The sequence below is a fragment of the Rhizobium sp. B21/90 genome, assembly GCF_019355815.1.
Taxonomy (GTDB): Bacteria; Pseudomonadota; Alphaproteobacteria; order Rhizobiales; family Rhizobiaceae; genus Rhizobium; species Rhizobium rhododendri.
The window spans coordinates 271481-298420 of the sequence record NZ_CP072162.1 but is presented as its reverse complement, the minus strand read 5'-3'; the positions used below and the strand labels follow the sequence as shown (position 1 = coordinate 298420).

At 58.9% G+C, this 26940-nt stretch carries 28 protein-coding genes; 17 read left to right on the top strand and 11 right to left on the bottom strand.

Translation table 11 applies throughout. The features are described from left to right. The first annotated feature begins 6 nt into the window (after positions 1-6). Entirely contained in the window at positions 7-1044 is a 1038-nt protein-coding gene (holA, locus tag J5278_RS01390; protein ID WP_209185428.1) for a DNA polymerase III subunit delta, read from the top strand. A gap of 1 nt (position 1045) precedes the next feature. Here holA and J5278_RS01385 read toward each other — a convergent pair whose 3' ends face one another. The 8 genes from J5278_RS01385 to hemE all read right to left on the bottom strand — a co-directional run bounded on the left by J5278_RS01385 (position 1046) and on the right by hemE (position 9810). Then, positions 1046-1930: a ParB/RepB/Spo0J family partition protein gene (locus J5278_RS01385; RefSeq protein ID WP_142828729.1), complete on the bottom strand. Its 885-nt coding sequence runs from the start codon at positions 1928-1930 to the stop codon at positions 1046-1048. Positions 1931-1966: 36 nt separating this feature from the next. Beyond that, positions 1967-2764 carry a ParA family protein gene (locus J5278_RS01380; RefSeq protein WP_111222118.1) on the bottom strand — a complete coding sequence of 266 codons (798 nt, stop codon included), beginning with the start codon at positions 2762-2764 and terminating at the stop codon, positions 1967-1969. Between the two features lie 18 nt (positions 2765-2782). Next, positions 2783-3400, bottom strand: coding sequence for a 16S rRNA (guanine(527)-N(7))-methyltransferase RsmG (gene rsmG, locus J5278_RS01375; protein WP_209185429.1), 618 nt, complete (start codon positions 3398-3400; stop codon positions 2783-2785). Positions 3401-3425: 25 nt separating this feature from the next. Beyond that, the gene (mnmG, locus tag J5278_RS01370) at positions 3426-5303 is read right to left on the bottom strand and encodes a tRNA uridine-5-carboxymethylaminomethyl(34) synthesis enzyme MnmG (RefSeq protein ID WP_209185430.1); all 1878 of its coding nucleotides are present in this window, start codon (positions 5301-5303) and stop codon (positions 3426-3428) included. A 101-nt stretch (positions 5304-5404) separates the two neighbouring features. After that, the gene (mnmE, locus tag J5278_RS01365; protein WP_209185483.1) at positions 5405-6724 is read right to left on the bottom strand and encodes a tRNA uridine-5-carboxymethylaminomethyl(34) synthesis GTPase MnmE; all 1320 of its coding nucleotides are present in this window, start codon (positions 6722-6724) and stop codon (positions 5405-5407) included. 82 nt (positions 6725-6806) lie between these two features. After that, a complete protein-coding gene (rho, locus tag J5278_RS01360; RefSeq protein WP_111222121.1) occupies positions 6807-8072 on the bottom strand; it encodes a transcription termination factor Rho in 1266 nt (421 codons plus the stop codon). A 185-nt stretch (positions 8073-8257) separates the two neighbouring features. Beyond that, positions 8258-8803 (bottom strand): protoporphyrinogen oxidase HemJ, encoded by a 546-nt coding sequence (gene hemJ, locus J5278_RS01355; RefSeq protein WP_247749238.1) that lies wholly within the window; start codon positions 8801-8803, stop codon positions 8258-8260. After that, positions 8800-9810 (bottom strand): uroporphyrinogen decarboxylase, encoded by a 1011-nt coding sequence (hemE, locus tag J5278_RS01350; RefSeq protein ID WP_374108249.1) that lies wholly within the window; start codon positions 9808-9810, stop codon positions 8800-8802. The genes hemJ and hemE overlap by 4 nt, the downstream gene beginning before the upstream one ends. Before the next feature lie 425 nt (positions 9811-10235). Here hemE and J5278_RS01345 point away from each other — a divergent pair, with 425 nt between their 5' ends. The 5 genes from J5278_RS01345 to dnaQ are packed head-to-tail and all read left to right on the top strand — an operon-like array spanning position 10236 to position 13860. Continuing rightward, positions 10236-11057, top strand: a complete 822-nt coding sequence (locus J5278_RS01345; RefSeq protein ID WP_142828717.1) for a pyruvate, water dikinase regulatory protein — start codon at positions 10236-10238, stop codon at positions 11055-11057. A 33-nt stretch (positions 11058-11090) separates the two neighbouring features. Next, the gene (locus J5278_RS01340) at positions 11091-11690 is read left to right on the top strand and encodes a Maf-like protein (protein WP_209185432.1); all 600 of its coding nucleotides are present in this window, start codon (positions 11091-11093) and stop codon (positions 11688-11690) included. Then, entirely contained in the window at positions 11683-12546 is an 864-nt protein-coding gene (locus J5278_RS01335) for a shikimate dehydrogenase (RefSeq protein ID WP_209185433.1), read from the top strand. Before J5278_RS01340 ends, J5278_RS01335 begins: the two co-directional genes overlap by 8 nt. Next, positions 12543-13145, top strand: coding sequence for a dephospho-CoA kinase (gene coaE / locus J5278_RS01330; protein WP_209185434.1), 603 nt, complete (start codon positions 12543-12545; stop codon positions 13143-13145). The genes J5278_RS01335 and coaE overlap by 4 nt, the downstream gene beginning before the upstream one ends. Position 13146: 1 nt before the next feature. Then, positions 13147-13860, top strand: coding sequence for a DNA polymerase III subunit epsilon (gene dnaQ, locus J5278_RS01325; protein WP_209185435.1), 714 nt, complete (start codon positions 13147-13149; stop codon positions 13858-13860). Positions 13861-13917: 57 nt separating this feature from the next. Here the strand turns inward: dnaQ and secB are convergent, their stop codons facing one another. Together secB and J5278_RS01315 are read right to left on the bottom strand one after the other, a co-directional pair. Beyond that, positions 13918-14394, bottom strand: a complete 477-nt coding sequence (secB, locus tag J5278_RS01320) for a protein-export chaperone SecB (RefSeq protein ID WP_111222128.1) — start codon at positions 14392-14394, stop codon at positions 13918-13920. A gap of 91 nt (positions 14395-14485) precedes the next feature. Next, positions 14486-14992: an FxsA family protein gene (locus J5278_RS01315; RefSeq protein WP_142828708.1), complete on the bottom strand. Its 507-nt coding sequence runs from the start codon at positions 14990-14992 to the stop codon at positions 14486-14488. Between the two features lie 140 nt (positions 14993-15132). Between J5278_RS01315 and J5278_RS01310 the strand changes: the two genes are divergently transcribed. The 5 genes from J5278_RS01310 to gyrB all read left to right on the top strand — a co-directional run bounded on the left by J5278_RS01310 (position 15133) and on the right by gyrB (position 20466). Next, on the top strand, positions 15133-15834 hold the full coding sequence (locus J5278_RS01310) for a Tim44/TimA family putative adaptor protein (protein WP_209185436.1): 702 nt from the start codon (positions 15133-15135) through the stop codon (positions 15832-15834). Then, positions 15831-16949 carry a murein transglycosylase A gene (locus J5278_RS01305; protein ID WP_209185437.1) on the top strand — a complete coding sequence of 373 codons (1119 nt, stop codon included), beginning with the start codon at positions 15831-15833 and terminating at the stop codon, positions 16947-16949. Before J5278_RS01310 ends, J5278_RS01305 begins: the two co-directional genes overlap by 4 nt. Continuing rightward, entirely contained in the window at positions 16949-17524 is a 576-nt protein-coding gene (locus tag J5278_RS01300) for a Smr/MutS family protein (RefSeq protein WP_142828703.1), read from the top strand. The genes J5278_RS01305 and J5278_RS01300 overlap by 1 nt, the downstream gene beginning before the upstream one ends. Next, positions 17521-17886: a helix-turn-helix domain-containing protein gene (locus tag J5278_RS01295; protein ID WP_142828701.1), complete on the top strand. Its 366-nt coding sequence runs from the start codon at positions 17521-17523 to the stop codon at positions 17884-17886. The genes J5278_RS01300 and J5278_RS01295 overlap by 4 nt, the downstream gene beginning before the upstream one ends. A 144-nt stretch (positions 17887-18030) precedes the next feature. After that, positions 18031-20466: a DNA topoisomerase (ATP-hydrolyzing) subunit B gene (gene gyrB, locus J5278_RS01290; protein ID WP_142828699.1), complete on the top strand. Its 2436-nt coding sequence runs from the start codon at positions 18031-18033 to the stop codon at positions 20464-20466. 75 nt (positions 20467-20541) lie between these two features. Here gyrB and J5278_RS01285 read toward each other — a convergent pair whose 3' ends face one another. Next, positions 20542-21141: a nitroreductase family protein gene (locus tag J5278_RS01285; protein WP_142828697.1), complete on the bottom strand. Its 600-nt coding sequence runs from the start codon at positions 21139-21141 to the stop codon at positions 20542-20544. A gap of 208 nt (positions 21142-21349) precedes the next feature. Here J5278_RS01285 and J5278_RS01280 point away from each other — a divergent pair, with 208 nt between their 5' ends. The 6 genes from J5278_RS01280 (at position 21350) to J5278_RS01255 (ending at position 26938) form a co-directional block, all read left to right on the top strand. Further along, positions 21350-22303: a glutathione S-transferase family protein gene (locus tag J5278_RS01280; RefSeq protein WP_209185438.1), complete on the top strand. Its 954-nt coding sequence runs from the start codon at positions 21350-21352 to the stop codon at positions 22301-22303. A 185-nt stretch (positions 22304-22488) separates the two neighbouring features. Beyond that, on the top strand, positions 22489-23331 hold the full coding sequence (locus J5278_RS01275; protein WP_209185439.1) for a fumarylacetoacetate hydrolase family protein: 843 nt from the start codon (positions 22489-22491) through the stop codon (positions 23329-23331). A 176-nt stretch (positions 23332-23507) separates the two neighbouring features. Continuing rightward, the gene (locus tag J5278_RS01270) at positions 23508-24779 is read left to right on the top strand and encodes a polyhydroxyalkanoate depolymerase (protein WP_209185485.1); all 1272 of its coding nucleotides are present in this window, start codon (positions 23508-23510) and stop codon (positions 24777-24779) included. 142 nt (positions 24780-24921) lie between these two features. Then, positions 24922-25356 (top strand): DUF2852 domain-containing protein, encoded by a 435-nt coding sequence (locus J5278_RS01265; RefSeq protein WP_142828691.1) that lies wholly within the window; start codon positions 24922-24924, stop codon positions 25354-25356. Positions 25357-25432: 76 nt separating this feature from the next. After that, positions 25433-26194, top strand: coding sequence for a M48 family metallopeptidase (locus tag J5278_RS01260; RefSeq protein WP_209185440.1), 762 nt, complete (start codon positions 25433-25435; stop codon positions 26192-26194). A 75-nt stretch (positions 26195-26269) separates the two neighbouring features. Next, positions 26270-26938 (top strand): phosphoribosylanthranilate isomerase, encoded by a 669-nt coding sequence (locus J5278_RS01255; protein ID WP_209185441.1) that lies wholly within the window; start codon positions 26270-26272, stop codon positions 26936-26938. Positions 26939-26940: the final 2 nt, after the last annotated feature.

The following is a 26940-nucleotide window of genomic DNA, read 5'->3' as shown; positions in this document are numbered from 1 at the left end:
GGCCGCATGACGGAGATAAAATCCCACGAATTCGAGGGATTTTTGCAGACGGCCGCCCGTAAGCATCGGCTGTTTGTCATCTATGGCCCTGACCGGGGTCTCGTCTCCGAGCGAGCGAAGCAAATCGCCGAAAAGACGGGGGTCGATCTGTCTGACCCGTTTTCGCTGGTCAAGCTGGATGTCGGCGACCTCCACAACGACCCAGGTCGTCTGATCGACGAGACCAACGCCATCGGCTTGTTCGGCGGTGCCCGCCTTGTCTGGATACGCGGCGCGGCAAATGAAAAATCGGTCGTCGACGGGCTTCAGGCGATCGCTTCCAATCCACCCGACACGGCCTTCCTGATCGTCGAGGCCGGCGATCTGAAAAAGACCGCGGCTCTGCGCAAGCTTGCCGATGGCAACCGCACAATAATGGCTATTCCCTGCTACGCAGATGACGCCCGGGCCTTGAACACGCTTGTCGATCAAGAACTGGCGCACGAAAACCTGCGAATCACGCCCGCTGCCCGCCACATGCTGCTGGAACTGCTTGGTGGAGACCGGATTGCCTCACGAAACGAGGTCCGCAAGCTCGCCCTCTATTGCCGTGGCCTTGGCACGATCGACGAACAGCATGTCGTCGACATCATCGGCGATGCCAGCGCAGTCTCGGCTGACGACGCGGTCGATGCCATCCTCAAGGGCGACTCCGCCGGATTTCTCCACGCAACCCAGAAGATAATCGCCTCGAAGACGTCGATTTTTCTCGTGCTGCAGGGTTGCCTGCGGCAATTTCAGCTGCTGGATTTCATGAGGGCTGAAATGGATGAAAAACGCCTTCCGGCAGCGCAGGTGCTGCAGACGCACGGGCGGCATCTGCATTTCCGGCGCAAACCAACGATCGAACAGGCATTGCGCGTCTGGACGTCGGACGCGATCGGACGCGAAATGAACAGGCTGCAGGCCGCAATTTTCCAGACACGCCAGCGCCAAAGCCTCGAGGACAGCATCGCGATGCAGACATTGCTGGCCACGACGCTGCAATCTGCCCGCAAGGCTTGAATTAACGGCGCTCCAGGAGCCTGCAGATTTCTTCCAGCTGTTCCAGTGACTTGTAGGAAATCCGCACCTGTCCGCCGCTCCCCTTGTGGGCAATCGTCACATCGAGCCCAAGCGTATCGGTGAGCGTCCGCTCCAGCGCGAGGGTATCCGAATCCTTGTCGTCCTTGCGGGCGCCGGCTGGTCGGGGGTCGTTCTGGGCCTTGATGTCATTCTGGGCGAGGCGCTCCGCATCACGAACCGACATGCCCTTGGCAACGATAGTGCGTGCAAGACCGGCGGCATCTGACGTCGACACCAAGGCGCGCGCATGACCCGCCGACAGCGCGCCGCTCGACAGCATGTCCCTGACAGGCTCCGGCAATTTCAGAAGCCGCAGCGAATTGGCGACGTGACTGCGGCTTTTACCGATAATTTCGCCGAGATCGTTCTGCGTATAACCGTGCTCGGCAATCAGCTGGTCGTAGCCGAGCGCCTCTTCGAGAGGGTTAAGATCGGCCCGCTGGACGTTTTCGACAATGGCGATTTCCAGTGCGGTCTTGTCGTCGACATCGCGGACGATCACCGGGATCTCGATCAGGCCCGAAAGCTGAGCCGCACGCCAACGACGTTCGCCCGCAATGATCTCGTACCTGCCACTAGAGACGGTGCGAACGACGACCGGCTGCACGATGCCGTGCTGGCGTATGGAGGAGGCGAGGTCCTGCAGGTCCGCCTCGTTGAATGTCCGGCGCGGGTTCTTTGGATTACGGCTGATAAACTCGATCGGCACAAGACGATCCGGATTGATGGTCGGCTTTGCGTCGCCCACGGGCGCCGACTGATCCATCTCACCGATGAGGGCTGCCAGACCGCGCCCCAGGCGGCGCTTCGATTGATCATCATTCATAGGTAAATACGCTCGCTTATTCTACTGGACGAAACCTTATGCCGCGATCTTGCGCTGCCGCTCCCGCTGGATCACCTCCGAAGCCAGCTGCAGATAAGCCTGGCTGCCGGCGCATTTCAAATCATAAAGAATGGCAGGCTTGCCATAGGAGGGGGCCTCCGAGACCCGGACATTGCGCGGAATCAACGTGTGATAGACCTTGTCGCCAAGATGCGTCCTGACGTCGTTGACGACCTGCTGCGCCAGATTATTACGGGCGTCGAACATGGTTAACACAATGCCCTGGATATCCAACGTGGGATTGACCGTGCGCCTCACCTGGTCGACAGTCTCGAGTAGCTGGCTCAATCCCTCGAGAGCAAAGAATTCGCACTGCAACGGAACCAGCACGGAATCTGCCGCTGCCATGGCGTTCATTGTCAACAAATTAAACGACGGCGGGCAATCGATTAGAATGTAGGAAAACTGCTTGGCATCTGGCTGCGAAAGCGCCCGCTTGAGGCGGAAAACACGATCGGCTTGCTGCGCAATCTCCATCTCCACGCCGAGCAGATCCATCGTCGACGGAACGATATAGAGATCCGGCACCACTGTCTGCACCGCGGCTTCCACAACGGTATGGGAGCCAATCAACAGATCGTAGGAGGACACCTCGCGGCGGCGGCGGTCGATACCAAGACCCGTGCTCGCGTTACCCTGCGGATCCAGATCGATAATCAGGACGCGCTCACCAATCGCAGCGAGAGCGGTGGCAAGATTGATCGCTGTGGTCGTCTTGCCGACCCCGCCCTTTTGATTGGCGACGGTGATGATACGATTTCGCTGAGCTGACATGGCCGCACCTGGGTTCGATTAAGCTCGGCGTCTGAGGTTCGAAATTTCCAGGATAACGGAATCTGCCTCAAGAACGCTCTCATGCTTTACCAGATCGAACTCCCAGCCACCATGGGCGGCGTCGATCTCCCGTTGGTAATCCCGGCCTTTATGAAGAAAAAGTTTAAGGGATTCGGTTTCCCCCGCCCAAGGCGATGCATATTCAAATAAAAGAGACAGATCTCCCAAAGCCCTTGCCGAGATCGCATCGCATCTTGCAATCGTGTTCTGCGCTTCCTCGATACGCATGCAGTGGACGCTGCCTCGACCACCGCACTCACGCAGACAAGTCCGCAGGAAAGCGGCCTTCTTCTGGTTGCTTTCGATGAGATCGACATGTCCGTCACCGAGCTCTGCCAGGAATATCGATGTAATTATTCCCGGAAAGCCCCCGCCACTGCCTAGGTCAAGCCAATGAATCGGCTTCGGATAGAGCTGAAATATCTGTGCGCTATCGGCAATGTGGCGCTGCCAAAGCTCGTTGCGTGTCGATGGCGCTACCAAATTGATTGTCTTCGCCCACTTCTCGAAAAGCGCACTGAAGATGATCAGCCGCTCAGATGTTTCACGTGAAACACGTAAACCGTTCAATTCCATATGAGGACTCTCCAGCCTTGTAAGATCACGCCACTCTGGTCGATGTCGCTGTGGCATACTTCCTCAAAGCAGCAATGAGCAACAAGAGCGCTGCCGGCGTCATGCCGTCGACTTTGGCAGCTTGCGCAAGATTGGCTGGGACAGCCTGTTTTAATTTATGCGTCAATTCATTCGACAGACCGGAAAGCAATGAAAAATCAAAACCAGATGGAATAACCATGGCTTCTTCACGTCGTACCTTTTCTATATCGGACGCTTGTCGCTCCATATACACCGAGTATGTCGCTTCGATCGCAAGCGCCTCAGCGACAGGCGATTCGAGCGCTGCAAGCTCGGGCCAGATGCGCTGCAGCGATGAGCGATCGTGATCCTGGTGTGACAACAGCTCGTAAGCCGAGCGACGTTGTCCATCCTGATTGAGATGAATACTAAAAGCCACAGCAGCGTTCGGGGTAACAGTGAGCTCCTGAAGCAGCTTCCGTCCAGCTTCCAGACGCCCAAGGTAGCTCGTAAAGCGTGCTGATCTCTCGGCACCTACGCAACCGATTGCCATGGCAGTCGGTGTCAACCGCACGTCGGCATTGTCTGCTCGTAGCGAAAGTCTATATTCTGCGCGGGACGTGAACATCCTGTATGGCTCAGCAACACCGCGTGACGTCAGATCATCGATCATCACGCCAATATACGACTGCGTACGACTGAAATGGACCGCATCCATTCCCGCAGAAAGACGCGCCGCGTTAAGACCAGCTACCAAACCTTGCGCCGCCGCTTCTTCATAACCGGTTGTCCCGTTGATTTGACCAGCGAGAAAAAGTCCCGGTAGCTTGCGCAGCTCCAGCGAAGCACTCAGTTCGCGTGGATCGACATGATCGTATTCAATTGCATAACCCGGCTGTAGAATTGAAACTCGTTCCAGACCCGGAATGGTCCTGATAAAGGCTTGCTGCACTGACTCAGGTAAACTTGTGGAAATACCATTTGGGTAAATGGTATCGTCGTCCAAGCCCTCGGGCTCAAGAAAGATCTGGTGACCGTCGCGTTCGCCGAACTTGACAATCTTATCTTCGATGGACGGACAATAGCGCGGACCTATTCCTTCGATCTGACCCGAATACATGGCAGACTGCTGGAGATTATCCAGAACGATCTTGTGCGTGGCGGCCGTTGTCCGCGTCACACCGCAATCGACTTGTCTGTTGACGATCGTGTCCGTCATGAACGAGAAGGGCACCGGATCTTCATCCGCCCCTTGCCTGCCAACTGCTGTCCAATCGATCGTCTTGCCATCGAGCCTGGCTGGGGTACCAGTCTTCAACCTAGCCAACGAAATGCCAAGCCGCTCCAGCGTGCCCGACAGTCCAACCGAGGGCTCCTCGCCCATACGTCCTGCCGGGATCTTCTGGCCGCCGATATGGATTAATCCTCGAAGGAACGTACCTGTCGTGACCACAACGCTGCCGCAGTGAAGTTCAGTACCGTCACGCAGGGAGATTCCGGTAACCCGCCCATCGCGCTGAAGGATATCGAAAACGTCACCCTCAACAACGTCCAAGTTTTCCAGCGATGCGATCTCAGCCTGCATGGCGAGGCGATAAAGCTTGCGGTCTGCCTGGGTGCGAGGACCGCGTACCGCTGGTCCCTTCTTGCGATTGAGCATTCGGAACTGTATTCCGGCAGCATCTGCAACACGGCCCATCAGTCCATCAAACGCATCGATCTCGCGAACGAGATGCCCTTTACCAAGCCCACCGATGGCAGGATTACAGGACATGACGCCGATGGTGTCCCGGCGATGCGTCACAAGCGCGGTGCGTGCACCAAGGCGGGCGGCCGCAGCTGCGGCTTCGCTACCTGCGTGACCGCCACCCACTACAATTACATCATAACGCGTCGTTTGCATCGTAATCTCCAGCTTAGGCTGTTTTCCGGACTAACGACCGGGAGTCAAGAAGTTTCACGTGAAACACGTTTCCAACGCAGTCACCGAATGTTTCACGTGAATCATTTGCCCACGCAGAACTCAGAGAAAATTACACCGAGCAAATCCTCCACATCCACATGCCCGGTTATCCGTCCCAATGAGCGAGCAGCAGCGCGCAAATGCTCGGCTCTGATATCGAGTCCGTCAGACGAATTTAACGCGCAACTGATGTCTGAAATTGTTTGTTCCAGCAGCACACGATGTCTCCGCCTCGCGGGAACTGCCATCGAAAGACCGGTGGAGCGCTTTCCAAGTTCTGCCGAAAGGCGCTCTTTTAATTCCAACAGTCCAGTCCCATTTTGAACAGAAATACAAATATCGAATTGCTCAGACGGCCCGTGGATATCCGCTTTAGTCCCTACCTGGATGACGTCTGAGTGAACCACAATCTCTGTTTCAGGACTGCCTATCTCCCTGAGCATGAGAACGAGGTCTGCCGCCTCAACTGTCTGAAGCGCACGCCTCACACCTTCTGCTTCTACAATATCTTCCGTCTCGCGAAAGCCGGCGGTATCGAACAAGCGGACCCGAAAGCCGTCTATATCAAGATTAACCTCAAGGACATCGCGCGTCGTGCCGGCGATCTCTGTGACGATAGCAATATCTCGACCGGCCAACGCATTCAGCAAGGTGGACTTACCGCTATTGGGCGGTCCAGCTATCGCAACTCGGAACCCATCGCGGACGATTTCTCCGAACTTTGCACCAGCCAAATGCTCTAAAATCGCATCACGGATAAAGAGCATATCAGCCCAAACCTGGTCTGAAACGGATCCGGGCACGTCACCTTCATCCGAGAAATCGAGCTCGGCCTCAATGAAAGCCCTGCCCCGCGTTATGCGGTTCGCCCAGGCGGCATACAGTTCGGAACGTCCGCCGTTACTCTGTTCTATCGCCAGCCGCCGCTGCATTTCGGTTTCGGCCGCCAAGAGATCTGCGAGACCCTCCGCCTCCAGCAGATCCATCCGTCCATTTTCGAACGCTCGTCGTGAAAATTCGCCATTCTCCGCCAGTCTGCATCCGGAAATAGCTGAGAGCTCGTCTAATATCGCAGCCGCAACTGCAAGGCCCCCATGCACTTGAAATTCCGCACAATCTTCTCCGGTGAACGAATTCGGACCAGGGAAAAGCAGAACAATCCCCTTGTCGATCACCAAACCGTTTCGAGACCGAATCGTTCTCAGTGAGGCAGTGCGAGGCGCAGGCAGTTGCCCTGCAATCTGCGAAGCCACCGCAAATGCGCCACTACCACTGACGCGGATGACGGCGACGCCGGCGGGCAAGCCGCCGCTAGACAACGCATAGATCGTATCTGCAAATTGTGACACGTTGCACCGCATTTGGTACGGAACCGAATCGATCCACCCAGCATAAAGGCCGCACATGGCGGCCCTTAAGTAGCAAACGTTCGGCCGACTGAAATCAGGTATTCATCGAGTCGAAGAAATCCGGATTGTTCTTCGTCTGCTTCAGCTTGTCGATAAGGAATTCGATCGCATCCGTCGTACCCATCGGGGCGAGGATACGGCGAAGAACAAAGATCTTCTGCAGATCCTGACGCGGAACGAGCAGGTCTTCCTTACGCGTACCGGACTTAAGGATATCCATCGCCGGGAAGATGCGCTTGTCGGCGACCTTGCGGTCGAGCACGATTTCCGAGTTGCCAGTACCCTTGAATTCTTCGAAAATGACTTCGTCCATGCGGCTGCCAGTATCGATCAGGGCTGTCGCAATAATCGTCAGCGATCCGCCTTCCTCGATATTTCGCGCAGCACCGAAGAAGCGCTTCGGACGCTGCAGCGCGTTGGCGTCGACACCACCCGTCAGGACCTTGCCAGACGATGGCACGACGGTGTTGTAGGCGCGACCGAGACGGGTAATCGAATCGAGCAGGATGACGACGTCACGACCGTGCTCGACGAGACGCTTCGCCTTCTCGATCACCATTTCAGCGACCTGTACGTGGCGAACCGCGGGCTCGTCAAACGTTGATGACACGACTTCACCGCGCACAGAGCGCTGCATGTCCGTCACTTCTTCAGGCCGTTCGTCAATGAGAAGGACAATCAGATAGCATTCGGGATGATTGGCGGTGATCGAGTGCGCAATGTTCTGGAGCAGGACGGTTTTACCGGTGCGCGGCGGGGCAACGATGAGGCCGCGCTGGCCCTTGCCGATCGGCGCCACGAGATCGATGACGCGGGCAGATAGATCCTTGGTCGTCGGCACGTCCAGTTCCATACGGAAGCGGTCGTTCGGATAAAGCGGCGTCAGGTTGTCGAAGTGAACCTTGTGGCGGATTTTCTCAGGATCGTCGAAGTTTATCGTGTTGACCTTGAGGAGAGCAAAATAGCGCTCGCCTTCCTTAGGTCCACGGATCGGGCCTTCGACGGTGTCGCCGGTCTTCAGCGAGAACCGGCGGATCTGCGAGGGCGAAATGTAGATATCGTCGGGCCCGGGCAGATAGTTCGCATTGGCAGAGCGCAGGAATCCAAATCCGTCCTGGAGGACTTCAACCACGCCTTCGCCAATAATTTCCACGTCCTGGCTGGCCAGCACCTTCAGGATGGCAAACATCAATTCCTGTTTGCGCAGCGTGCTGGCGCTTTCGACCTCGAGCGATTCGGCGAAAGCCAGCAAATCGGTCGGGGATTTGCTTTTCAGTTCTTGCAGCTTCATTTCAGCCATGAAGGGACCATTACTCTATTTTTAGAAAGGGAAAGGCGACGTTTTCGTATTCGGGACCGCGAAGGGGACTCGCGGGCGACAGGATGAATACATGCCACGAAGATGAGATGCGCGAAAATAGCGACTTCCGCAGGAAGCCGCAAGGGGCATGTCGCCGATGGCGAAAATTTAAAATGACGCCTTTTCTAGGCGAAAGGTTTGACCACGACGAGGATGACGATGGCAATCATCAGCAACGTCGGCGCCTCGTTAGCAAAACGCCAATAGCGGGCGGAGCGGGTGTTCTGGTCTTTTGCGAAGGCTTTCACGGCACGACTGAAATACACATGGACACCAGTCAGAAGCACGACAAGACCAATCTTTGCATGCAGCCAACCACCCTGGAACGCAAACCCCGACCAGGCAAGGTATAGCCCGAAGATCCAGGTCAGCATCATTGCAGGATTCATGATCACCTTGAGCAGCCGCTGCTCCATGACCTTGAAGGTTTCCGACTGGGCAGAGCCCGGCGCCGCGTCGGTGTGATAGATGAACAGCCGAGGCATGTAGAGCAGCCCGGCCATCCAGGAGATAACTGCGATGACATGCAACGCCTTGATCCACAGATAGAGATTGTCCGGGTTCCAGTAAAACAACGCCACGGCGAGCAGCACGAAAACGAGGATTGCGGACAGCGCGCGGCTATGTGCCGTCCGTCCCGTCTTTTGATCCGTCTGCTTGTCGATCGTCAAAACTTGAAACTCCGCACCCTGTCAACGAGCACAGCAACATTTTCAGGATCTGCCTGGGGCGTGATTCCATGGCCGAGGTTGAATATGAGGGGTCCGTTGCCAAGCCGCTCCAGTATCCGGTCTATCCCATCTGTCAGCGCATCGCCGCCGGCCACCAGGCGCATAGGGTCAAGGTTACCCTGGATAGGCCCGTCCCGCTGCAGTTCGGCCGCGAAGGAGAGGGGAACGGACCAGTCCAGGCCAATGGCATCGGCGCCGGTCTTGCGGCGATAATCCTTCAGCATGTAGCCTGCATTTTTGGCAAAAGCGATGATCCGCGCCTCAGGACGGCGCGCCTTTACCGAAGCGATAATCCGCGCCACGGGAGCCACGGCAAATGCCTCGAATTCCGCTTCCCCGAGGACGCCCGCCCAGGAATCGAAAATCTGCACCGCGTCGGCACCGGCATCGATTTGCGCCACGAGATAATCGGCAGAGAGCTCGGCGAGCATTGCCAGCAGGTGTTCGAAAGCTTTGCGATGGCGATAGCCGAACAAACGGGCCGGCGCCTGATCAGGTGTCCCGTGCCCGGCGATCATGTACGTCGCCACCGTCCACGGCGCCCCGCAGAAACCGAGTAGCGTCGTTTCGCCCGGCAGTTCTGCCCGCAGCCGCCGCACAGTTTCAAACACAGGCTTCAGGTGCTCGAGCACATCCTTCGGTTCAAGAGCCAGAATGCCGGCCTCGTCGATCGGATCCATCTGCGGTCCGTGGCCTTCCGTAAACCTTACATTCCGCTGCAAGGCGTCAGGGATGACGAGGATATCCGAAAACAATATCGCAGCATCGAAGCCATAGCGCCTTATCGGCTGCAGCGTCACCTCAACTGCGTGATCCGGCGAGTAACAGAGGTCCAGAAAGCTCCCCGCCTGAGCCCTCGTTGCCTTATATTCGGGAAGATATCGACCTGCCTGTCGCATCAGCCATATCGGAGGGGGTGTCAGCGTTTCTCCCGCCAACACTCTCATAATTGCCCTGCGTTCTGCCGTCAAATGCCTCTTCCCTCTAAAAATTATAAAGATCTTCTTAAGGTTTCTATTTCTAAGAGTCGGTGACTATCAAGGATTATCACTTATCCAAGCGAAGTCCCCGTGACTGCCATATCCCGGAATAGTCGGGACGAAAATTGCGGCATCTTGACGAGATATGGGGACAGAATGAATTTCATCAATCATCCCTGGCATTTAGCGTGACCGTAGATTTGCGTATCCTGTGGACAAGGTTAGGATGACAATCGGTCGAAGCTTCTTTATCCCCAGTCTTCACAGCCTCTCTTTTCATCAAGCCGCAAAATCGCAATTGTGGACAACTTGGCAGTTATCCCAGCCCCTCTGCCATGACGATGCCCAATTATATTTTCCTCCCCAGTTATCAACAGACGACGGAAAACAACGTGGAGAACAGAATAAATTTCTTTCATCTGCACCTGATATCTGACTCAACCGGAGAGACTCTCATTTCCGCCGGAAGGGCGGCGTCGGTCCAATTCCAGGCGAGCCAGCCAATCGAGCATGTCTATCCGCTGATCCGCAATCGCCGGCAGCTGCTGCCGGTGCTCGAGGCGATCGATGCTTCTCCGGGTATCGTGCTCTATACTATCGTCGATCACGAACTTGCCGATCTCATCGACGAGCGCTGCAAGGCGATGGGTGTCCCGTGTGTCGCTGTGCTCGAACCGGTACTCAACGTCTTCCAGACCTATCTCGGCGCCGTTTCCCGACGCAGGGTGGGCGCCCAGCATGTGATGAATGCGGATTACTTCGCCCGCATCGAAGCTTTGAATTTCACCATGGATCATGATGACGGCCAGATGCCGGATGATTATAATGATGCCGACGTCGTCATCGTCGGCATCAGTCGAACGTCGAAAACTCCGACCAGCATCTATCTCGCCAATCGCGGCATCAAGACCGCCAATATTCCGATCGTCTACGGCGTACCGCTGCCGCCGAGCCTGGCTGCCGCAACCAAGCCTCTCATCGTCGGCTTGATCGCCACCACCGACCGCATTTCGCAGGTTCGCGAAAATCGCATCCTCGGCACCACGCCCGGCTTCGATCGCGGTCATTATACCGATCGCGCCACGATCTCCGAGGAATTGAAATACGCCCGTGCGCTTTGCGCCAGGCACGGCTGGCCTGTCATCGACGTGACCCGGCGCTCGATCGAAGAAACGGCTGCCGCCATCGTTGCCCTCAAACCGAAGCTGCGCTAAGCGCAAGTCTGCCGAATAGCGCAGGGACACTCCATGACATCGCCACTCATCCTCGCGTCCTCCAGCCCCTTTCGTCGCATGCTGATGGAAAATGCCGGTCTGCGGTTCGAATCCATCGCTGCCAGCATCGACGAACGTGCCCTTGAGGCACCGCTTGAAAAAGCCGGCGCCGGCCCGGACGCCATTGCGCTGGTTCTCGCCAAGGCCAAGGCTGTCGCTGTCAGCGAAAGCCACCATGGTTCGCTGGTCATCGGTTCGGACCAGACGATGTCACTCGGCTCTCGCGTGTTTCACAAGCCGAAGGATAGTGCCGAGGCAGAGGCCCATTTGCTGGCCCTCTCGGGAAAAACCCACCGGTTAAACAGTGCCGTCGCGATCGCAAGGGATGGCGACATCCTCTGGGAGCACCTGTCCCATGCCGAATTGACAATGCGGACGCTCACACCCGCTTTTATCCATCGGCATATCGGCAGGGTCGGCGACAAGGCGCTCGGTAGCGTCGGGGCCTATCAGCTGGAAGGCGAGGGGATACAGTTGTTCTCGCGGATAGACGGCGACTACTTTACGATCCTCGGCCTTCCCATGCTGCCGCTGCTCGCCGAATTGCGGGCCCTGGAGGCAATCGATGGATGATTCACGTGAAACAATCGGCCGGCGTGCCTTCGTCACAGGCTATCCCGTCAGCCATTCCCGCTCGCCGCTCATCCATGGACACTGGCTTAAAACACTGGGCATCGCCGGCAACTATCAGGCTCACGCCGTGTCCCCGGCAGATTTTCCCGGCTTCATCGCATCGCTGAAGGATGGCACCGCTGGCTTTGTCGGTGGCAACGTCACGATCCCGCACAAGGAGCAGGCATTCGCGCTGGCTGATCGGCCGGACGAATTGGCGCAAGAGCTCGGCGCCGCCAACACGCTGTGGCTGGAAAACGGCCAGCTCATGGCCACCAATACCGATGGCCACGGCTTCGTCGCCAATCTCGATGCCCGCCACCCCGGGTGGGACAAGGTGGAAACCGCCGTCGTTCTCGGCGCCGGTGGCGCAAGCCGCGCCATCATCCAGGCGGTCCGCAACCGTGGCATCGGTACGATCCATGTGGTCAACCGCACCCTGGATCGCGCCCGCGAACTTGCCGACAGGTTCGGTCCCAGCGTCCATGCCCATCCGGAAAAGGCTTTGCGCGAGGTCATGCAGTCGGCGGGCTTGTTCATCAATACCACCTCCCTTGGCATGGATGGAGGAGGCCCGGTGCCAGCAATCGATTTCACGACGATGGCGAGGGACGCCGTTGCCACAGATATCGTCTACGTGCCGCTGAAGACGGAAATTCTTGTCCAAGCCGAACGGCAGGGAATCGCCACGGTCGATGGTCTCGGCATGCTGCTACACCAGGCGGTGCCGGGATTTGAAAAGTGGTTTGGCCAGCGCCCTGAGGTTGATGACCGTCTGCGGCAGTTGGTTATCGCAGACATGGAAGCGCACAAATGATCCGGCTTGGCCTGACGGGCTCGATCGGCATGGGCAAGACGACAACGGCCAGGCTGTTTGCCGATGCCGGCATTCCGGTCAACGATGCCGACAAGGCGGTGCACGAACTGTACGCGGGCGAGGCGGCACCTTTGATCGAGGGAGCTTTTCCGGGAACCGTTGCAGGCGGTATCGTTGACCGGCAGTTGTTGTCTAGGCAGCTGGCGGCCAACCCGGCTGGCTTCAAGACACTCGAAGCCATAGTCCATCCGCTGGTGCGCCGCCGCGAACTGGCATTCCTGGGTGAGCAGGCCCTGGCCGGCGCCGATATCGTTGTGCTCGACATTCCCCTGTTGTTCGAAACGGCAAGCGCGGATCGCGTCGATCGCATCGTCGTCGTTACTTGTGATCCACAGCTTCAGCGCCAAAGGGTTCTTGCGCGACCGGGCATGACGGAGGAGAAGTTCAATATGATTCTCTCTCGGCAGATGCCGGACGCCGACAAGCGCGCGAGGGCGGATTTCTTGATCGATACCGGAAACGGTATCGAGGCGGCCCGCAGCCAGGTCGCGGCGATCATTGCCGCCTTGAGGGCGGGCACGACGGACAGGGATTTGTGACATGCGCGAAATCATCTTCGATACGGAAACGACAGGCCTCGACAGCCGCACCGACCGCATCATCGAAATCGGTGGCGTCGAACTGTTCAACCATTTTCCGACGGGACGCACCTTTCACATGTACGTCAATCCGGCCGGCCAGAAAGTCCATCCGGACGCGCTGGCGGTGCACGGCATTACCGACGAGTTCCTCGCCGACAAGCCACCCTTTGCCGACGTCGCCGGACCGATGCTCGAATTCTTTGGCGACGCCAAGTGGATCGCCCACAATGCAAACTTCGACATGGGCTTTATCAACGCAGAGCTGGCGCGTCTCGGTATGCCGTCGATCCTGCCTGAGATGGTTATCGACACCCTGTCTCTTGCCCGTCGCAAAAACCCGATGGGTCCGAATTCTCTCGATGCCCTCTGCCGCCGTTATGGCATCGACAATACCCACCGCACCAAGCACGGCGCGCTGCTCGACTCGGAATTGCTGGCCGAAGTCTATATCGAGATGATCGGTGGCCGGCAGACTGCCCTGGGTCTCAGCTCCGATAAAGGCGGCCAGAGCGGTTCAGATAACCGGATGGAAAATGACGACGTGGTTGTCGCGGTGCTTGCGAGACCATCTCCGCTGCCGGACAGGGTAAGCGATCTGGAGCGCGAAGCACATCGGGCGCTGCTCGCCAAGCTCGGAGAAAAGAGCATTTGGCTGAAATACGGTTCTGCCTGATAGATATAAAAAATGCCCGGACAAGCCGGGCACATGTCTCATGATATCGATCGAGGATCAGTTCGGAACGGAGCTGACCTGCGCACGTGTCTGTTCTTCGGCAACGCGCTGGGTGAACATCGTCGCGAAATCGATCGGGTCGATGATAAGCGGCGGGAAGCCGCCGTTGCGGGTGACGTCGGCAATGATCTGGCGCGCGAACGGGAACAGCAGGCGTGGGCATTCGATGAACAGCAGTGGCAGCATATGCTCCTGCGGAAAGCCAACGACCCGGAAAACGCCGCCATAAACCAGCTCGGTGTGGAATACGGTCTTGCCATCATCCTTGGCATCGGCATTCAGCGTCAGCACGACGTCGAAATCGGTGTCAGAGAGCGGGTTGGCATTGACGTTGACGTTGATATTGATTTCCGGCGGCTTGTCGCGGGACTGCAGCGAGCGCGGCGCACCGGGATTTTCGAAGGACAGATCCTTCGTGTACTGGGCAAGAACGGATAGGCTGGGGGCGGTCTCGCCGTTGATTTCGTCGGCCATGGCACTTCCTCGCGGCTCAAAATGGTGTCGCCATCTAACATTTCATGCCGGGGCTTACAACCCTTCGGCAGCCGGCCCAAAACAGGGGCGCTCAGTCCTTCAGACGCTTGTGATCGGACCACGGAGAGCCTGGATTCGGGCCGCGCCGAAAATCATCTGCGTCGAGATCGACCACGGGCCCCGAGCTGTTCGGCTTTTCCGGCGCGCCGCGCGAGCGATTGAACGCCGGCGAAGACCCCAGGATGACGATGCGGCGGCTGAGAAACTTCCAAGCGAGATCGCGCACGCCAGGAATGAAGAGAAGCAGGCCGAGGATGTCCGTGAAAAAGCCGGGTACCAGCAGCAGGAACGCAGCCACCACCACCATCGCACCATGCACGAGATCGCGGGCAGGCGCTGCGCCGTCGCGGCTTGCCATCGAGAGCCGCCTCAGGATGCTCAATCCTTGGGACCGGAGCAGGAAAGCGCCGACAACAACACTGAGGACGACGAGGCCGAGCGTGGCCCAGATACCGATCGCCTTGCCGACCACGACGAAGCCGGCGATCTCCACCAGGGGGAGCAGCAGGACGAAGGCAGGCAGAAGCGAAAGGCGCATGGTCTCTTCCTCGAATGAGTAACTCGGCTGCCGTTCAGCATAGCAGATCACAAAGATGAGGACCTGCTATTTGAATGATGGCATTATGCTGACTATATGGGTGTTGAAACTTCGAATGTGAACAGTGGTGCCGGAGCGATATGGGTTCGAATGACTTTGTGACGATTTTCTTTCTGGTCGCAGCGGTGCTGATCTTCCTTCAGTTGCGCAGCGTGCTTGGTCGCCGCACGGGCACCGAGAAGCCGCCGCGTGATCTGTACACTCCGCGCGATGCTGTCAAAGGTCCCGATGCACCGGATACCGGCAAAGTCGTTACCCTGCCGCGTCGCGACGCCGTCGATGACGAAAATCGCTTTGCAGCCGTCGACGCCTTCGCCAAGCCTGAAACGCCGCTGAACGCGCAGCTGCGCGAAGTGGTGAAGATCGACCCGTCCTTCGATCCGAAGGAGTTCGTCAAGGGCGCCCGCATGGCCTACGAGATGATCGTCATGGCTTTTGCCGATGGCGACCGGAAGGCGCTGAAGGGTCTGCTGTCCAATGAGGTCTACGAGGGCTTCGACGCAGCGATCGCCGATCGAGAAGCACGCGGTGAGAGGGTCAAGTCCAGCTTCGTCGGCATCGACCGGAGCGATATCGTGAGTGCCGAGGTCAAGGAGACCGATGCATTGGTCACCATTCGCATCGTCAGCCAGATGATATCGGCGACATACGACAAGGCCGACGTGCTGGTCGATGGCGATGCAGAGCAGGTGTCGGAAGTCAGCGACCTCTGGACATTCGCACGCGACACGCGCTCGCGCGATCCGAACTGGAAACTTGTGGCGACCGAATCCGAACAATGAGTGTCCGATCCGACGATTTTTTGCTGGAGCCGACAACCTTTGACGATCTGAAAGGCTGGGGGGATGACGATCCCTCCGGCCTTTTCGATGCCATGCGGGCCTGTTATCGGCACGTCACTGAGACAAAGTCCTACCGAGCCGGGTCGCTCGGGCTGACGACGGCGGACCTGCTGCCGCTGCTGGAAGCGGCAAATGACATCGAGCCAGCCGACGCAGCAGAGGCCAGGGCTTTTTTCGAAGCCAATTGCCAGCCGTTTTTCATACGCCGAAGCGGAGACCGGAGCGGGTTCGTCACGGCATTCTTCGAGCCGGAGATAGAAGTGTCCGCAACACCGGATGCCGTCTATTGCTATCCCTTCTACCGCCGCCCGGACGATTTGGTCGATCTCGACGACAGCAACCGACCGGCCGGGCTGGACGCGTCCTACATGTTCGCGCGTCTGAGGTATGGCGAGATCGATGCCTATCCGGACCGCGGCGAGATCACCTCTGGCTATCTTGCGGGCAAAGGCCTTGAGATAGCCTGGGCCAAATCCAGCGTCGATGTGTTCTTCGTGCATGTCCAGGGTGCCGCGCGGCTGCGCTATCCGGATGGAACGCTCTGCCGTATCACTTATGCCGCCAAGGCCGGCCATCCGTTCTCGGCTGTCGGTCGGCTGCTGATCGACCGTGGCGAACTGGACCGCGCGACGATCTCGATGCAGACGATCCGGGACTGGCTCTACGCCCATCCGGGAGAAGTCGACGAGGTTCTCTCACACAATCGCTCCTACATTTTCTTCCGCGAGGCCGATGTCGCCGATCCGCAGGCCGGGCCAATCGCAGCGGCCAAGGTGCCGCTGGTGGCGGGCCGGGCGCTCGCCGTTGACAGGCTGATCCATACCTTCGGCTTCCCCTTCTTCATCCGCTCGGAAAGCCTCACCCACCTGGACAACGGCGGACCGTTCCAGCGGCTGATGCTGGCGCTCGACACCGGTTCGGCAATTGTCGGCCCCGCACGTGGCGACATCTTCACCGGCTCGGGCTATGAAGCCGGAGAACTGGCGGGCACCGTCCGTCATGACGCCGATTTCTACATTCTCGTGCCCAGGGCGGCTGCCGCGAGGTTCAGCTGATGGCGAAGGACCGCAAGCTCAGCCCGGAGGAACGCATTCTCTGGAGCAAGGTCGCCAAGAGTACCCGGCCGCTGCCGCAGCATATGGCCGAGATGCAGGCGCTCGATATCTTTCTGACCGAGCAGCAGGCCGCCGAAGCGCAGCGCGATGTATCATCACCTCCGCCTCCGAAGATGCCGATTTCGCAACAACCCCTGCCGATGCCGCAAAAGCCGCAGCCGTCCGCCAGCAAGCACCATCCGCTCGAGCGGCCGGTGAAGCGCAAGATCGCCAAGGGCCGGCTTCCGCTGGAAGCAAGGATCGACCTGCACGGCCTCTACCAGGACGAGGCGCATGATCTGCTGCTCGATTTCCTGGTTCGGGCCCATATGCGCGGTCTGCGCCATGTGCTGGTCATAACAGGCAAGGGAAGCTCGATGGGCAGCGAAGGCGCTCTGAAGCGGGCAGCACCCTTGTGGTTCTCCAAGCCCGACTTCCGCTATCTCATCTCGTCCTATGAAACGGCGGCCCAGCATCACGGCGGCGAAGGCGCCCTCTATATCCGCCTGGCAAGGCGTCCGGGAGATGCGCCATGACGCCATTCGGCGAAGCGGTGCGCAAGCTCCGCGAACGCAAGGGCGTGACGCAGAAGGAAATGGCGGCCGCGCTCGACGTGACGCCCGCCTACCTCTCGGCGCTGGAACACGGCAAACGGGGTCTCCCGACCTTCGTCATGCTGCAAAGGATTGCCGGCTATTTCAATATCATCTGGGACGAGGCCGAGGAGCTGTTCATGCTGGCGCGCGGTTCCGACCCGCGTGTCGTGATCGACACGGCGGGGATGGCGCCGCAATATACGGCGCTCGCCAATCGCCTTGCCGGACAATTTCGCTTTCTCGACCAGGATGCTGTAGAAGCACTGGAGGCCATCCTCGAAAAGGCTCGGAAAACTGGCTGAAATCAGCCTTAATCCCCTGCTTTATAGGTATTTTCGGGGCCATGTATTTGGCATTGACTATGAAATACCCCTATAGTTCGGGGAGGAAAAACGATGATTCGCAAGGATCGTCGCGACCTGCGATAACACGAAAGACTTCAAGCCATGACCGATATTCCCGCGACCGAAAATGCCGCCAATCCTGAATATGGCGCTGACTCCATCAAGGTCCTGAAGGGCCTCGATGCCGTGCGCAAGCGGCCCGGCATGTATATCGGCGACACGGATGACGGCTCCGGCCTGCATCACATGGTCTACGAAGTTGTCGACAACGCCATCGACGAAGCGCTCGGTGGTCACGCCGACCTGGTAACCGTAACGCTCAACCCCGACGGCTCGGTGACGGTGACCGACAATGGTCGTGGTATCCCGACGGATATCCACACCGGCGAGGGCATATCCGCTGCCGAAGTGATCATGACCCAGCTGCACGCCGGCGGCAAATTCGACCAGAACTCCTACAAGGTGTCCGGCGGTCTGCATGGCGTCGGCGTCTCCGTCGTCAACGCGCTGTCGGTCTGGCTCAAGTTGCGCATCAAGCGCCAGGGCAAGATCCACGAGATCAGCTTCACCCACGGCGTCGCCGACGCACCTCTGGTGACGCTTGGCGACAGCGGCGGCGAAACCGGGACGGAAGTCACCTTCCAGCCCAGCACCGAAACCTTCACGATGATCGAGTTCGACTTCGCGACGCTCGAGCACCGGCTGCGCGAACTCGCCTTCCTCAATTCCGGCGTCCGCATCCTGCTCACCGACAAACGTCATTCAGACGTCAAACAGGTGGAAATGCTTTATGACGGCGGCCTCGAAGCCTTCGTCGTCTATCTCGATCGCGCCAAGAAGCCGCTGGTCGACAAGCCCGTTGCCATCCGTGGCGAAAAGGACGGCATCGTCGTCGAAGTGGCGATGTGGTGGAACGACAGCTACCACGAGAACGTACTCTGCTTCACCAACAACATCCCGCAGCGCGACGGCGGCACCCATATGGCCGGTTTCCGTGGCGCCCTGACCCGTCAGATCACCTCCTACGGCGAGACCTCCGGCATCAGCAAGCGCGAGAAGGTGACCCTGACGGCAGACGACTGCCGCGAAGGCCTGACAGCCGTGCTCTCGGTTAAGGTCCCGGATCCGAAGTTCTCCTCCCAGACCAAGGACAAGCTGGTTTCCTCGGAAGTTCGCCCGGTCGTCGAAAGCCTGGTCAACGAGGCGCTCGGTACCTGGCTCGAAGAACATCCGACCGAGGCCAAGATCCTGATTGGCAAGGTCGCGGAAGCCGCCATGGCCCGCGAAGCCGCCAAGAAGGCCCGCGAACTCACGCGCCGCAAGGGCGCCCTCGACATCGCCTCGCTGCCGGGCAAGCTCGCCGACTGCTCAGAGCGTGACCCTACCAAGTCCGAAGTCTTCCTCGTTGAAGGGGATTCCGCCGGCGGCTCGGCCAAGCAGGGTCGTTCGCGCGAAAACCAGGCGATCCTGCCGCTGCGAGGCAAGATCCTCAATGTCGAGCGTGCACGCTTCGACAAGATGCTCGGCAGCCAGGAAATCGGTACGCTGATCATCGCGCTCGGCACCGGCATCGGCAAGGACGAGTTCAACGCCGACAAGCTGCGCTACCACAAGATCATCATCATGACGGACGCCGACGTCGACGGCGCCCATATTCGCACGCTGCTGCTGACCTTCTTCTTCCGCCAGATGCCGGAGCTGATCGAGCGCGGCCACATCTACATCGCCCAGCCGCCGCTCTACAAAGTGTCGCGCGGCAAATCGATCCAGTATCTGAAGGACGAGAAGGCGCTGGAAGAATATCTGATCGGCCAGGGCCTCGACGACGCCAGCCTGCGGCTCGGCAGCGGCGAAGTCCGCTCCGGCCAGGATCTGCGCGAAGTCATTCAGGACGCGCTGCGTCTGAGAGCCCTGCTCGAAAACCTGCATTCCCGTTATAACCGCGCCGTCGTAGAGCAGGCGGCAATTGCCGGCGCGCTCAATGCAGACGTGGTCAGCGATCCCGCCCGGGCCGCGACGATCGTTGCCGAAGTTGCCCGTCGTCTGGACATTATTGCCGAAGAAACGGAACGTGGCTGGATCGGCGACATGACCGACGAGGGCGGCTTGCGTCTGGAACGCACCGTGCGCGGGGTCAAGGAAGTCATCACCCTCGACATGGCGCTGATCGGCTCGTCCGATGCCCGCCATATCGACCAGCTCGGCCCACGCCTGAAGGAAATCTACGACGTGCCGCCGAAATTGGTGCGGAGAGACGGCGAAACGGAAATCTCGGGCGCCCGTGCGCTGCTGGAAGCCGTCTTTGCCAGCGGCCGCAAGGGTCTGTCGATGCAACGCTACAAGGGCCTCGGTGAAATGAATGCCGAGCAGCTCTGGGAAACGACGCTCGATCCGAACGTGCGCTCGCTGCTGCAGGTTCGCGTCAACGACGCCGTCGATGCCGACAGCCTGTTTGCCCGGCTTATGGGCGATGAAGTCGAGCCGCGCCGCGAGTTCATCCAGGACAATGCGCTCAACGTCGCCAACCTCGACATCTAATCTACCAGCGACCAGACATGGAAAAGCCCGCGCCGCAAATCTGCAGCGCGGGCTTCGTTTTGTCGGGATCAGGGATTACTTGGCGATGAACTTGCCGTTGAAGGCGACCTCGGCCAGCGGCTTGCGCGGGCTCGGGACTTCGCGTTCGCGCAGGCCTTCAGGCAGCTGGTTCTTGTCGCCGATCTTGCCGATGGCGACGGCGCATTCGACGCGGAAACCGTCCGGAATGCCGAGTACGCCCGGTACCTTGTCGAAGTGAACGCCGGTCATGCCGTGCGCTTCATAGCCGGAGAGATGGGCCTGCAGGGCAATGTAGCCCGATGCGGTGCCGGCGTCGAAGGAGTGGCTGTAGATCGGCTTCTGGTCGTCGGCACCGAGTTCGCCGGAATGCGTGCGGGAAACGATGAACAGCAGCGCGGATGCAGACTTAACCCAGCTCTGGTTGAAGTCGATCAGCAGGCTGAGGAACGTGTCCCACTGCTCCGAGCCGCGCAGCGCGTAGACGAAACGCCAGGGCTGGTGGTTGTAGGAGGAGGCTGCCCAGTGGCCGGCTTCGAGGATCGTCAGCAGATCTGCTTCCGGCATGGTCTCGTTGTTGAATGCACGGGGCGACCAGCGATCCAGGAAAAGGGCGTCGATCGGATGGTTGGATTCGCGGCTGTTGCTGCTTGTCATGGTTTTTCTCTCTGAAACGGTCTGCGCTGGGAGCAGCGCTTGTGTTTGGATGGAGTGCCCGACGATGTATAGCGTGCCGCCCGCCATAGTCCAGATCGCCAGCGCTTCTGCGGATGGCGCAAGGGTGACGGTCTGTTTCAACAATGTGTGATGTGGCCTTCGCAGGGACCGGGTAGAACAGCAATTCTCGCACGCGAAGGAGAAGAACATGCTGGTCGACGGAAAGTGGACGGAAGATTGGCAGCCGGTGCAGGCAAAGGACGAAAAGGGTGGCTTTGTCCGCCAGACGTCCAGCTTTCGAAACTGGGTGACGCCGGATGGCAGCGCCGGCCCGACCGGTACCGGTGGGTTTGCTGCCGAACCGGGCCGCTATCACCTTTATGTTGCGCTGATCTGCCCCTGGGCATCTCGGACGCTGATTGGCCGGGCGATGAAGAGCCTGGAAGCTGCCATCGATATCTCCATCGTCGAACCTGCCCTCACAAAGCAGGGCTGGCAATTCGGCGACTATCCCGGCGCGACCGAGGACAGCGTCAACGGTGCCCGCTATATCCACGAACTCTATACCATGGCTGATCCGCATTTTACCGGAAGGGCGACAGTTCCCGTCCTCTGGGATACCCGGATGAACACCATCGTCAACAATGAATCGTCCGACATCCTGCGGATGATGAATGACGGCTTTGGCGGTCTCGCAACCCTCTCGACCGATCTTTATCCGAATGACCGGCGCGAAGAGATCGACGCCTTCAATGCGCGGATCTACCCGTCGCTCAACAACGGCGTCTATCGGACCGGCTTTGCGACGACGCAGCTCGCCTACGAGGAAGGTTTCCGGGATGTCTTCGACTGTCTGGATTGGGCCGAACTCCAGTTAGAAGGCAAGCGCTTCCTCTTTGCCGATCACCCGACTGAAGCAGATATCCGTCTGTTCGTGACGCTGGTGCGCTTCGATGTCGCCTATCACGGCATTTTCAAATGCAATCTCAGGCGCCTCTCCGATTACTCAAATCTCAGCGCTTTCTGCCGCAGCATGCTCGATTGGCCCGGCATCGCGGAAACGGTAAGTTTCGACCACATCAAGCGTGGATATTACTCGATAGAGACGCTCAATCCATCCGGCATCGTTCCGGTTGGCCCCGCGCTCAAAGAGCTGTTCTGATTGCCAAGCCATCGGATATTACACTTAGGCAAGTGATATATCCTTTCCCATCGCGTCGCTTTGCCGGTTGCCTTCACGGGCTGTCGGCGTAAAGTTCGACACGCAATCCACGGGTGACACAGGTGAATGTTTCGTTCATATATGGCGAAACGCGCTTCTGAAGACATGGCAGGAAGGACAATACGATGAAACTGATGCGAGTCGGCGAGCCCGGCAAGGAAAAGCCGGCCCTCCTGGACAAGGAAGGCAAGATCCGCGATCTGTCGGCGCATGTTGCCGATATCGGCGGAGAGGCGATCCATCCGGATAGCCTGGCAAAGCTTGCCCAGATCGATCCCGCCACATTACCGGAACTGGCAGCAGGCCGTATCGGCGCTTGCGTCGCGGGTACCGGCAAGTTCATCTGCATCGGTCTCAATTTTTCGGACCACGCCGCAGAGACCGGCGCAACTGTGCCGCCTGAGCCGATCATATTCATGAAGGCCACTTCCGCCATCGCTGGTCCGAATGACACGGTTCTCATTCCGCGCGGCTCTGAAAAAACAGACTGGGAAGTCGAACTCGGCGTCGTCATCGGCAAGACGGCTAAGTATGTCAGCGAAGCCGACGCACTCGATTATGTCGCCGGCTACTGCGTTTCGCATGACGTCTCGGAGCGCGCTTTCCAGACGGAGCGCTCCGGCCAGTGGACCAAGGGAAAGTCCTGCGACACATTCGGCCCGATCGGCCCCTGGCTGGTCACGAAGGATGAAGTTGCCGATCCGCAAAATCTCGGCATGTGGCTGAAAGTCAACGGCAAAACTATGCAGGATGGATCGACCAAGACGATGGTCTACGGCGTCGCACACCTGGTTTCCTACCTCAGCCAGTTCATGTCGCTGCAGCCGGGCGACGTCATCTCGACCGGTACGCCCCCAGGCGTCGGAATGGGAATGAAGCCGCCGACTTACCTGAAGGCCGGCGACGTGGTCGAACTAGGCATCGAAGGTCTCGGCGACCAGCGCCAGACGTTCGCCGCGGACGTTTAAGTTCAACGACCACAAACCACACCATGCCGGAGATCAATTCTCCGGCATTTTAATTTATAGGCACTCAACTGTGTCTAACTTTGGCAGAATGTGATAGGGACCTCGATAATACTGCCGCTGATCCGCACGAAGGACCAGCCATTCTTTCGGCCGCAGTCGAAAAGGTAATGTCGGTCATGTACTATCATCTCTACGAACTAAACCATGCGGTCATGGCGCCCTTCCGGGCTGCTGCCGGCATGATGCGCCAGGCTTACGATAATCCGCTCAATCCCATGGCCGAAACCGCGTTCGGCAGGACGATATCTGCCAGTCTCGAGGTCTTCGAGCGCAGCACGCGGCGTTACGGAAAGCCCGAGTTCGGGCTGGCGCAGACAGTCATCGACGACAAGCCCGTGGTCGTCACCGAGGCTGTCGTCTGGCAGAAGCCGTTCTGTCGTTTGCTCCATTTCGAAAGGGACCTGCCAGTCCCCCGTCCGTCCGATCCGCGGATCCTGATCGTGGCGCCGATGTCCGGCCATTACGCGACGTTGCTGCGCGGTACGGTGGAGGCGCTGTTGCCCGGCGCCGATGTCTATATCACCGACTGGACCGATGCCCGAATGATACCCGTCGAAGAGGGCGACTTCGATCTCGACAACTACATCGACTATATCGTCGCCATGCTGCATCACCTCGGACAGGATACCCATGTCGTGGCCGTTTGTCAGCCATCCGTGCCGGTGCTCGCTGCAGCCGCCCTCATGGAAGAGGCTGGCGATCCGCTGTCGCCCGCGTCCATGACGCTGATGGGCGGTCCGATCGATACGCGCATCAATCCGACCGGTGTCAACAAGCTCGCCATGGACAAGCCCATCGAGTGGTTTGCCGATAATGTGGTGATGAACGTTCCGTGGCCGCTGCCGGGCTTTGGGCGGTCGGTGTATCCGGGCTTCCTGCAGCTTTCCGGCTTCATGTCGATGAACCTCGACCGGCACGTCATTGCCCAGAAGGATTTCTTCATGCACCTCGTCAAGAACGACGGGGAGCCCGAAAAGCATCGCGAGTTTTATGACGAGTATCTGGCGGTCATGGACTTGACCTCGCAGTTCTACCTGCAGACGGTCGAGCAGGTGTTCATGAAACACGCCTTGCCGAAGGGCGAGTTGCACCATCGTGGTCACCGCGTCGATCCATCTGCGATCCGCAAGGTGGCGCTCTTGACGGTCGAGGGCGAAAACGACGACATCTCCGGCGTCGGCCAGACCCAGGCAGCGCAGACAATCTGCAGCAACATCCCCGACGCGATGCGCATGCACTATTTGCAGCCAGATGTCGGTCACTACGGTGTCTTCAATGGCTCTCGCTTCCGCCGCGAAATAGCGCCGCGCATCCTGGCTTTTGCCAAGGCGCACTCGAGAACTGCCGATGTCCCGAAGCGGAAGGCCAAGGGCTCAAAAACGGCCTAGGCGCGAAAAACGGGATTTTCGATCCGGAATGATGAGTATTTGCGATTTTAAAGCACTTCCTTATTGAAGCCGGAGCCCGTTATTACCACATCGATTTGAGCGGCTCCGGCATTCAGCCGGCCGCCTTACGAGGTATTTCACGATGAATCAGTCAGCATTGATTCGGCCGGAGTGGACCCCGGCGACCATCGCGCTCATGGTCCTGGGCTTCGTGGTTTTCTGGCCGCTCGGTCTTGCTATGCTCGCATACATCCTCTTCGGCGATCGCCTGAGAGGCTTCAAACGGGACGTCAACCAGGCAGCCGATGGCATGTTCAGCGGTTTCCGCCGCAACGGCCGTCGTTACCGTCAGCAGTTCAACAGCGAGAACGTCGCTTTTGACGACTGGCGCCAGGCAGAACTCGACCGCCTGGACCAGGAGCGCCGCAGGCTCGACGAGACCCGCGCCGACTTCGACAACTACGTGCGGGAATTGCGCCGCGCCAAAGACCAGGAAGAGTTCGACCGCTTCATGCGTGACCGCACAGCGGCGCGACGCACGGATCAGGGCTCCGGCCAGGAGTTCCGAACCTCCTGACGCATTCGACAGCCGGCATCGCGAGATGCCGGTTTTTCTTTGCAAGACGCTGCAGCGAATCATATAAACCGGATCGATGTTTCCGCTTCTTTCAAAAGTCCGCAAGACTGCCCGGCCGCCGCCTGCTCCGGAGACGAGGACGCTCGACCTTGCAGGAAGGCAGATGCCGCTGACGATCCGCAAGCACGAGCGCGCTACCCGTATTACACTGCGCATCGAGCCGGGTGGCCGCGCCTTGAAGATGACCGTGCCGCATGGCGTGCCGCCGCGCGAGATCAACGCCTTTCTCGACCGCCACCAGGGCTGGCTCATCACCAAGTTGTCGAAGTTCGAGCCTGATGCGAAGCTGCGCGATGGCAGCGAGATCCTGATCCGTGGAGTGCCCCACCAGGTTGAGCATTCAGGCAGCCTGCGTGGCATCACCGAAATCCTCGAACTGGACGGCGAGCGCATCCTGCGTGTCAGCGGAATGCCGGAGCATGCCGGGCGGCGCATTGCAGCCTTCCTGAAGAAGGAAGCGCGCGCCGATCTGGAACGCCTGGTGAAATTGCACGCCGGCACCATCCGCGCCGATGTGGCATCGATCACCATGAAGGATACGCGCAGCCGCTGGGGCTCCTGTTCGTCGCAGGGCAATCTCAGCTTTTCCTGGCGGATCCTGATGGCGCCGCCCGAAGTCATCGACTATCTGGCTGCCCACGAGGTGGCGCACTTGAAGGAAATGAACCACGGCCCCCGCTTCTGGGCGCTGTGCAAAGAGCTTTGCCCGCACATGGAAGAAGCAAAAGCCTGGCTGAAGCGGCATGGCACCCACCTTCATGCCATCGATTTCGGCTAGCGCGGCAGGCTCTGAAATCCAGCAACTGTCGCGAATGGGCTCGACTCTTTTGCCATTTCGTGTCACTTGCCTGCCATGAAACCCGATATCAAGATTTGCGGATTGAAGACGGCCGAGACGGTCGATCGCGCTGTCGCGCGCGGCGCCACACACATCGGTTTCATCTTCTTTGAAAAAAGCCCGCGCTACATCGAGCCCGATCTGGCAGGCGTGCTGGCTGACCGCGTTCGTGGCAAGGCCCTCATCGTCGCCGTGGTGGTCGATCCGGACAATGACGATCTCGATGAGATTATGAACCTGGTTAGGCCCGACGTGCTGCAATTGCATGGCCATGAAAGTCCCGAGCGGGTTCTGACCATCAAGGCCCTCTACGACGTGCTTGTAATGAAGGCCTTTTCCGTGCGGGATGCCGAGGACCTCAGGCGTGTGGAGGCCTATATCGGCATCGCAGATCGCTTCCTGTTCGATGCCAAGGCACCCAAGGGTTCGGAACTGCCTGGCGGAAACGGCGTTGCTTTCGACTGGAGCCTGATGGCGTGGCTTGACGGCCGCGTCGACTACATGCTTTCGGGAGGCCTCAACAAAGACAACGTCGCCCTTGCGCTCGCCTCCACCAAGGCCTCGGGTATCGATATATCGTCCGGTGTGGAAAGTGCGCCGGGCGTCAAGGATCTGACCATGATCGACGAATTTTTCGACGCGGTTGCCTCGGCTCGCATGCCGGCAACAGCCTCAGGGAGTTGACA